At 74.1% G+C, this 7,678-nt stretch carries 7 protein-coding genes; 1 reads left to right on the top strand and 6 read right to left on the bottom strand.

The annotated features are described in order from the left end of the window. Window positions 1–67: 67 nt before the first annotated feature. Window positions 68–1,600: an NCS1 family nucleobase:cation symporter-1 gene (locus ACRWNP_RS22575; RefSeq protein ID WP_431964123.1), complete on the top strand. Its 1,533-nt coding sequence runs from the start codon at window positions 68–70 to the stop codon at window positions 1,598–1,600. Window positions 1,601–1,636: 36 nt separating this feature from the next. On the opposite strand, the gene ACRWNP_RS22570 is transcribed toward ACRWNP_RS22575, so the two are convergent. From ACRWNP_RS22570 to ACRWNP_RS22545, 6 genes are all read right to left on the bottom strand, one after another. Continuing rightward, window positions 1,637–3,280 (bottom strand): PucR family transcriptional regulator, encoded by a 1,644-nt coding sequence (locus ACRWNP_RS22570; RefSeq protein WP_431964122.1) that lies wholly within the window; start codon window positions 3,278–3,280, stop codon window positions 1,637–1,639. 81 nt (window positions 3,281–3,361) lie between these two features. Further along, window positions 3,362–4,216 carry an amidohydrolase family protein gene (locus ACRWNP_RS22565; protein WP_431964121.1) on the bottom strand — a complete coding sequence of 285 codons (855 nt, stop codon included), beginning with the start codon at window positions 4,214–4,216 and terminating at the stop codon, window positions 3,362–3,364. Beyond that, window positions 4,213–4,524 (bottom strand): L-rhamnose mutarotase, encoded by a 312-nt coding sequence (locus ACRWNP_RS22560; protein WP_431964119.1) that lies wholly within the window; start codon window positions 4,522–4,524, stop codon window positions 4,213–4,215. The genes ACRWNP_RS22565 and ACRWNP_RS22560 overlap by 4 nt, the downstream gene beginning before the upstream one ends. Continuing rightward, the gene (locus ACRWNP_RS22555) at window positions 4,521–5,513 is read right to left on the bottom strand and encodes an aldo/keto reductase (protein ID WP_431964117.1); all 993 of its coding nucleotides are present in this window, start codon (window positions 5,511–5,513) and stop codon (window positions 4,521–4,523) included. The genes ACRWNP_RS22560 and ACRWNP_RS22555 overlap by 4 nt, the downstream gene beginning before the upstream one ends. A gap of 14 nt (window positions 5,514–5,527) precedes the next feature. After that, window positions 5,528–6,295 (bottom strand): SDR family NAD(P)-dependent oxidoreductase, encoded by a 768-nt coding sequence (locus ACRWNP_RS22550; protein ID WP_431964115.1) that lies wholly within the window; start codon window positions 6,293–6,295, stop codon window positions 5,528–5,530. Beyond that, window positions 6,292–7,632 carry an enolase C-terminal domain-like protein gene (locus ACRWNP_RS22545; protein ID WP_431964113.1) on the bottom strand — a complete coding sequence of 447 codons (1,341 nt, stop codon included), beginning with the start codon at window positions 7,630–7,632 and terminating at the stop codon, window positions 6,292–6,294. Before ACRWNP_RS22545 ends, ACRWNP_RS22550 begins: the two co-directional genes overlap by 4 nt. Between the last annotated feature and the right edge of the window lie 46 nt (window positions 7,633–7,678).

Below are 7,678 nucleotides of genomic sequence, written 5' to 3'. Positions count from 1 at the left end.
TCCCGGGCCCGCCATCCCCCCGCACGGCACGTTCGATCCCCGTACCCCTCGAACGAAGGGGGCTGCCATGACAGCCACCGCTCCACCCCCTGCCGGAAGAGCCGGGGCCGACGGCCGCGTCGAGCTCTCGCCCGGCGCCGTCCCGTCCGGCCGCTACGCCAACGAGGACCTGCTCCCCGTTCCGCTCGCCAAACGGAAGTGGACCACGTACAACTTCACCGCGCTGTGGATCGGGATGGCACACAACGTCGCCTCCTGGACCCTCGCATCGGGCCTGGTCGCCCTCGGCATGGACTGGAAACAGGCGGTGTTCACCATCGCCCTGGCCAACATCATCGTGCTCGTGCCGATGCTGCTCACCGGCCACGCCGGCCCCAAGTACGGCATCCCCTTCCCGGTCTTCGCCCGCGCGTCGTTCGGGGTGCGGGGGGCCAACCTCCCCGCCCTCGTCCGGGCGGCCGTCGCCTGCGTGTGGTTCGGCATCCAGACCTGGATCGGCGGCTCCGGCATCTTCCTGCTCGCAGGGAAACTCTTCGGCGACTCGTGGGCGAACGCCGGGACGATCGGCGGCTATCCGTGGACGCAGTGGCTGTCCTTCGCCGTCTTCTGGGTGCTGCAGGTAGCGATCATCGTGCGCGGCATGGAGATGGTGCGGCGGTTCGAGAACTGGGCGGCACCGTTCGTCCTCGTCGGCGCGGTCGCCCTGCTGATCTGGATGAGCGTCAAGGCCGGCGGCTTCGGCCCGCTGCTCGACCAGCCCTCGGCCCTCGGCTGGGGCGGGGACTTCTGGAAGGTCTTCTTCCCCGCCCTCATGGGCATGATCGGCTTCTGGTCCACCCTCGCCCTCAACATCCCCGACTTCACCCGTTACGCGGCCGGGCAGCGCGCCCAGCTGTGGGGGCAGTCCCTCGGGCTGCCCACCACGATGACGCTGTTCGCGCTGCTGTCGGTGCTGGTGACCTCCGGCTCGCAGGCGGTGTACGGCGAGCCGATCTGGGACCCGGTGGCGCTGGCCGCCAAGCTCGACAACTGGGCCGCGGTGCTCTTCGCGCTGATCACGGTCCTGGTGGCCACCCTGTCGGTGAACATCGCGGCGAACGTCGTCTCGCCCGCCTTCGACCTGTCCAACATCGCGCCGCGCAGGATCGGCTTCCGCACCGGCGCCCTGATCACCGCGGTCGTCGGCGTCGTCATCTTCCCGTGGAAGCTGCTGGCCAGCCCGCAGGCGTACATCTTCACCTGGCTCGGCACCGTCGGCGGTCTGCTCGGCACCGTGGCCGGCATCCTCATCGCCGACTACTGGATCCTGCGCCGCACACGGCTGGAACTCGCCGACCTGTACCGGACGGAGGGCCGCTACTGGTACTCCGGCGGCTGGAACTGGCGGGCGGTGGCCGCCTTCGCGGTCGGCGGTGTCCTCGCCATCGGCGGCTCGCACTCCGGACTCGACGCCAAGGGCGTCAAGCAGGGGCCGTTCCCGGTCGACGGGTTGATCCCCTTCCTGAAGCCGCTCGCGGACTACGGGTGGGCCGTCGGCCTCGCCGCCTCCCTCGTGGTCCACGTCCTGCTCAGCCGTCTCGCGCCCGACCGCAGGAGCTGACGGGGCACCTCACCCCGGGGCCCGGGCCCGGCGCGCTCAGCGCCCGGACCCGGGCCCCGCGGCGCGCTGCGCCTCGTGCGCGAGCAGCGCCACGTACAGCGACGTGAGCTGCTCCCAGTCGTCCAGGTCGATGCCGAGCAGCGACTCGATGCTCTGCAGCCGCCGGTACAGGGCGGGCCGGCTGACGTGGTGCACCTGGGCGGCCGCCGACTTGTTACGGCCCGTCGCCAGATAGGTGCGCAGCACCTCCAGCAGCGCCGGGTTCCCCAGCAGGGGCCCCAGCTCCCGCCCGATGAAGGCCTGCAGCTCCGGTTCGTCGCGCAGCAGGCGCACCAGGCCGCGCAACCGCACGTCGCGCAGCCGTGCCACCGGCGCGTCCGGCGGGCCGGCGACCGCCGCGTCCGCCACGTGCACCGCCTCGACGAAGGAACGGCGGACCCCGTCCAGTTCGCGGCAGCCGAAGCCCGCGCCGACCACCGCGGTACGGCTCCGCCCGGCCAGCTCCTCGTGCACCCGCACCGCCACCTTGTGCACGGCTGCGTCGGCGTCCTGACCTGCGGGGATGCTCAGCAGCACGGCCGTCCCGGCGGAGCCGATCCGCGCCACCAGGCCGGCGACGCCGCGGTGTTCGGCCAGCACGTGCTCGATCAGCTCCGGCATGTCGTCCCGGCCCTCCGGCACCGAACCCAGAAGGCGGACGACGACGGGCACGAAGGTGCGCCGGCCCACCGGGAGCCCCGCGGCGCGCACCCGGGTGACCAGCTGCTCGGGGCGGGCGGTGCCCGTCGCCAGGTCGTGCAGCAGCGACTCGGCGGCCTGGTCCTCCCAGCCCCGGTCCTGGTCGCCGAGGAGGCGGTGCATGGCCAGCGCCTCGGAGGCACGGGCCCCCAGCACCCGCCCGAACTCCTCCGGGCCGTGGTGGCCGAAGAGCACCAGGCGCCCCCACTGGCGGCCCCGCGCCTCCAGCGGCGCGACGACCCAGCCGTCCGGGCCGACCGTCACCGCGCCGCTGCCGGCCAGTTCCGCCACCTGGCCGGAGACCCGCTCCCAGTCGCGCAGCAGGTCGTTGAGCGAACCCTTGTCCCCGGCCGAGGCCAGCACACGCTGCGCGAGGTTGACGACGACGGCCGGACAGCCGCTGTGCGCCGCGATCTCGTCCAGGACCTGCTGGAGGCTGGCGCCGGAGAGGTTGAGGGCGGTCAGCGAGGAGCGGACCCGGTCGGAGAGGTCGAGCGCGGCGAACCGGCCGTGCACCAGCCGCGCGTGAACCTCCTCGGTGAGCCGCGCGAACGGTGCCGGCCGGTGCAGCACGATCAGCGGCACCCCGCAGCGCTCGGCGGCCCGGCGCATCGGCTCGGGCGTGGTGCGGAACGCCCGGCCGAGGCCCAGGACGACCGCGGCGACGTCGGCGCGCTGCATCGACTCGATGTACTCGCGCTGCGCCCGCTCGTCGCCCGCCAGCAACAGCCCGGTGGTCAGCACCATCTCGCCGCCGCTGAGCATGACGCCGACGTCCAGCGCCTCGGCCACGTGCAGCCAGCGCACCGCGCGGTGCAGATGGGCGGAACCGGCGACGACCTCCGGCACCCAGGGCGTCACGAGGTCCAGGTCGAGGACGTCGCGCACGGTGAGCCGCCCCGTCGCGTTCGCCGGGGGTGTGTCCGGTCTGCCGTCGCTCACGCGCCCACGCCCGTCCCTCGTGCCGCCAGGGGTGGGAGTCTAGCCACCCGCGTCCCGCCGGGGGCGGTCCTGCGCGGGGGATCAGAGCCCGTAGACGCGCCGGGCCGTACCGGAGAAGACCTCCCGCCGTTCGGCGTCCCCCAGCCCGTCGGTCAGGGCGTGGGCGGCGCCGACCACCTCGGCGTAGGAGGCGGCGAGCCGGCACACCGGCCAGTCGGAGCCGAACATGAGGCGGCCGGGTCCGAAGGCGTCGAGCACGGTGGCGGCGTAGGGCGCGAGGTCCGCCGTGGTCCAGGTGTCCCAGTCGGCCTCGGTGACCATGCCGGACAGTTTGCACACGGTGTTGGGCCGCGCGGCCAGCGCCCGTACGTCGTCGCTCCAGGGCCGCGTCCCGCCCTCGGCGATGGGCGGTTTGCCCAGGTGGTCGAGGACGAACACCAGCCCGGGCACGAGGCCGGCGGCCCGGGCCGCGGCCGGGAGCTGGTGGGCGAGCACCACCAGGTCGTAGACGAGCCCGGCGTCGGCCACCGCGCGCAGCCCGCGCAGCACGTCGGGGCGGAGTAGCCACTGCGGGTCGGATTCACCCTGCACCTGGTGGCGGATCCCCACCAGGCGCTCCCCGCCGGGCAGTTCACGCAGGGCCGCCAGCCGATCGGCGACCGCGGGGTCCGTCAGGTCGGTCCAGCCGACCACCCCGGCCACCAGGTCGCTGCCGGCGGCCAGCGCCAGGAATTCAGGGGTCTCCTCCGCCGCGGTGGCGGTCTGGACGAGAACGCTCGCGGTGACGCCGGCCGCCTTCGCCTCCGGCTCGAGGTCGGCGAGCAAGAAGTCGCGGCGCAGCGGGGCCAGCCGTTCCCCGGTGATCCACTCCTGGTCGCGCACCGACAGGTCCCACAGGTGGTGGTGCGCGTCGACGATGCCCTCCCGCGCGGTCACAGCCGCCACACCACCGGCAGTGGCGCCCCGGCGCCCCCGGCGGAGTAGTCGTGGGCGACCTCCAGCAGCTCCGCCATCCGCGCCTGCCAGGCGATGTTGACGGGCAGCCGCTCCAGCGCGGCGAGCATCGCCGGGTAGTCGTCGACGTCCAGCAGGTGGAAGAGGTCGCGGCCGCTGCGCCAGATCGTCCACTCGCGCACGCCCGCGCCGCGGATGGCGGCGGTCAGTTCCGCGGGCACCTCGCGGTGCGCCGCCTCGTACGCGGCGATCCGGTCCGCTCGCACCCTGGTGTGGAGGGCGACCTTCATGACACCTCCTCGTCCGGTACGGGCACGTCCGCGCCGAGCAGGCCCTCGGCGCGCAGGTCGGCCCACATCGGGGCCGGGAGCGCGAGCCGCAGCATGGCCGCGGTGTCCCGCGCCTCGTCGGCCGAGCGCAACCCCACCAGCGTGCTCGCGACGGCCGGATGGGCCGCGGGGAAGCGCAGCGCGGCCGCGCGCAGCGGCACGCCGTGGCGGCCCGTCACCGACCGCAGATGCCGGGCGCGGGCGAGCACGGGCTCCGGGGCCGGGGCGTAGTCGTACCTGGCGCCCTCGCCCGGGTCGATCAGCAGGCCCGAGTTGAAGGCGCCGCCCACGACCACGCTCGCGCCGCGGGCCGCCGCCAGCGGCAGGACCTCGGCCAGGCCCTCCTGCTCCAGCAGCGTGTAGCGGCCGGCCATCAGCACCACGTCGACGTCGGTGTCCCGCAGGAAGCGGGCGAGCATGGCCGTCTGGTTCATGCCCGCGCCGATCGCGCGGACCACGCCCTCCGAGCGGAGCCGCTCCAGCGCCGGGTACCCCTGGCCGAAGGCCTGCTCGGCGTGGTCGTCGGGGTCGTGGAGGTAGACCAGGTCGACGTGGTCCAGGCCCAGGCGCTCCAGACTGGCCTCCAGGGAGCGGCGTACACCGTCTGCGCTGAAGTCCCAGACCCTGTGCAGCCCCGCGGGCACGGCGAAGCCGTTGGCCAGGTCGTCCCCGCCCGGCCCGCCGGGCTCCAGCAGCCGCCCCACCTTGGTGGAGACGGTGTACTCGGCCCGCGGCCGGTCGCGCAGGGCGGCGCCGAGCCGGCGCTCGGACAGGCCGAGCCCGTAGTGGGGCGCGGTGTCGAAGTGGCGGATGCCGGCCTCCCAGGCGGCGTCCACGGCCGCGCGGGCGGCGTCGTCGCCGACCGGGGTGAAGAGGTTGCCGATCGGGGCGGCGCCGAAGCCCACCTCGGTGACGGACACACCGCTGTGGCCCAGTGTGGTGGTGCGCATGGCGGTCCGCTCCCTCACTGCCCGGCCGGGCGCAACCGCAGCCCGGCCATGCCGCCGTCCACGGCGAGGGCGGTGCCGGTGACGGAGGCCGCGGCGGGGCTCGCCAGGTAGACGATGGCGGCGGCGACCTCGTCGGCGGTCACCAGACGGCCCATCGGCTGCCGGGCACGGAGGGCGGCGCGCTCGGCCTCCGGGTCGTCGGCGGCTTCCAGCAGCCGGGCCACCCACGGGGTGTCGGCGGTGCCGGGGTTGACGCAGTTGACCCGGATGCCCTCGCGGACGTGGTCGGCGGCCATCGCCAGGGTCAGCGAGAGCACGGCGCCCTTGCTGGCGCTGTACAGCGCGCGCTGCGGCAGCCCGGCGGTGGCCGCTATGGAGCAGGTGTTGACGATCGCCGGGCGGACCGAGCGCCGCAAGTGCGGGAGCGCGGCGCGGGTGGTGCGCACCATGCCGAGCACGTTGACGTCGAGCACGCGGTGCCACTGCTCGTCGGGGTTGTCCTCGACGGTGCCCGCGGCCCCGACGCCCGCGTTGTTGACCAGGACGTCGAGGCCGCCGAGCGCCGCGGCCGCGGCGTCCACGGCGGCCCGGGTGGAGGCGTCGTCGGAGACGTCGGCCTTGAAACCCGTCAGGTGCGCCGGCAGCCCGTCCGGCGCCAGGTCCAGTACGGCGACGCGAGCGCCGCGCGCGGCCAGCAGCCGCGCGGTCGCCAGTCCGATCCCGGAGGCGCCGCCCGTCACCAGGGCGCCGAGGCCCTCCATGTCGCGGAGTTCCCCGCTCATACCGTCCCACCTTCCTGCCGTGCCCGGTCGGCCATCCAGAACGTACCGTCGGGGTAGCGGTACAGGTCGATCGATTCCGGCCTCATCTGCGCGGAGAAGCCGGGTGTCACCGGAGCGGTGTAGTGGCCGCGGCTCATGACCACCGGTGTCGTGAAGTGCTCGTGGAGGTGGTCGACGTACTCGATGGCGCGGCCCTCGGTCGTCCCGGAAAGCGCCACGTAGTCGAACATCGACAGATGCTGCACCAGTTCGCACAGTCCGACGCCGCCCGCGTGCGGGCAGACGGGGACGCCGAAGGCGGCGGCCAGCAGCAGGATGGCCAGGTTCTCGTTGACCCCGCCGACCCGCGCCGCGTCGATCTGCAGCACGTCGATCGCGCCGGCCTGCAGCAACTGCTTGAACACGATGCGGTTCTGCACGTGCTCGCCGGTGGCGACCCGGACCGGGGCGACCGCCTTGCGGATCGTGGCGTGGCCGAGGACGTCGTCGGGAGAGGTGGGCTCCTCGATCCAGAAGGGGTCGAACTCGCCCAGCGCGGTGACCCATGCGACGGCCTCGGCGACGCCCCACCGCTGGTTGGCGTCGATCGCGATCCGCACGTCCGGGCCCACGGCGGCGCGGGCCGCGCGCATGCGCCGTACGTCGTCGCCCAGGTCGGCGCCGACCTTCAACTTGATCTGGGTGAAGCCGTCGGCGACGGCCTGCTCGGCGAGGCGGGTCAGCTTCTCGTCGGAGTAGCCGAGCCAGCCGGGCGAGGTGGTGTAGCCGGGGTAGCCGTGCCGCAGCAGCGCGGCGGTGCGTGCGGCGGCGCCATCGCGGCCCGCGCGCAGGAGTTCCAGCGCGCGTCCGGGGGTGAGGGCGTCGGCGATGTAGCGGAAGTCGACCTGGGAGACGAGCCATTCCGGCTCGGCCTCGGCCAGCAGCCGCCACAGCGGCAGGCCCCGGCGCTTGGCGGCCAGGTCCCACACGGCGTTGACGACGGATCCGATCGCCATGTGCATCACGCCCTTCTCGGGCCCCAGCCAGCGCAACTGGCTGTCGCCGGTCAGGTCGCGCGCCACGGAGCCGGGGTCGGCGCACAGCTCCTCGACCGGCCGGCCTACGAGATGGGGGCGGAGTGCCTCGATCGCGGCGACCTGGACGTCGTTGCCCCGGCCGATGGTGAAGACGAAGCCGTGCCCCTCGTGGCCGTCGTCGGCGTCGGTACGCAGTACCACGTACGCGGCGGAGTAGTCGGGGTCCGGATTCATCGCGTCCGAGCCGTCGAGCTCCCGTGAGGTGGGGAAGCGGATGTCGTGGGTGTCGATCGCGGTGATGCGGGCGGAGGTTGCGGACAAGTGGCTGCCTTTCACGCTCGGCCTGGCCAAGACATCGGAGGTCTCG

This window comes from Actinacidiphila sp. bgisy160, from assembly GCF_965342435.1.
GTDB lineage: Bacteria > Actinomycetota > Actinomycetes > Streptomycetales > Streptomycetaceae > Actinacidiphila.
Note: the sequence above shows the minus strand (reverse complement) of the source record. Positions and strands in the feature narration are given on the sequence as shown.

Excerpts from the sequence above, each read along its gene's own strand:
- ACRWNP_RS22575 (WP_431964123.1), top strand. The coding sequence starts at position 68 with ATGACAGCCACCGCTCCACCCCCTGCCGGAAGAGCCGGGGCCGACGGC.
- ACRWNP_RS22560 (WP_431964119.1), bottom strand. The coding sequence starts at position 4,524 with ATGAAGGTCGCCCTCCACACCAGGGTGCGAGCGGACCGGATCGCCGCG.
- ACRWNP_RS22555 (WP_431964117.1), bottom strand. The coding sequence starts at position 5,513 with ATGCGCACCACCACACTGGGCCACAGCGGTGTGTCCGTCACCGAGGTG.
- ACRWNP_RS22550 (WP_431964115.1), bottom strand. The coding sequence starts at position 6,295 with ATGAGCGGGGAACTCCGCGACATGGAGGGCCTCGGCGCCCTGGTGACG.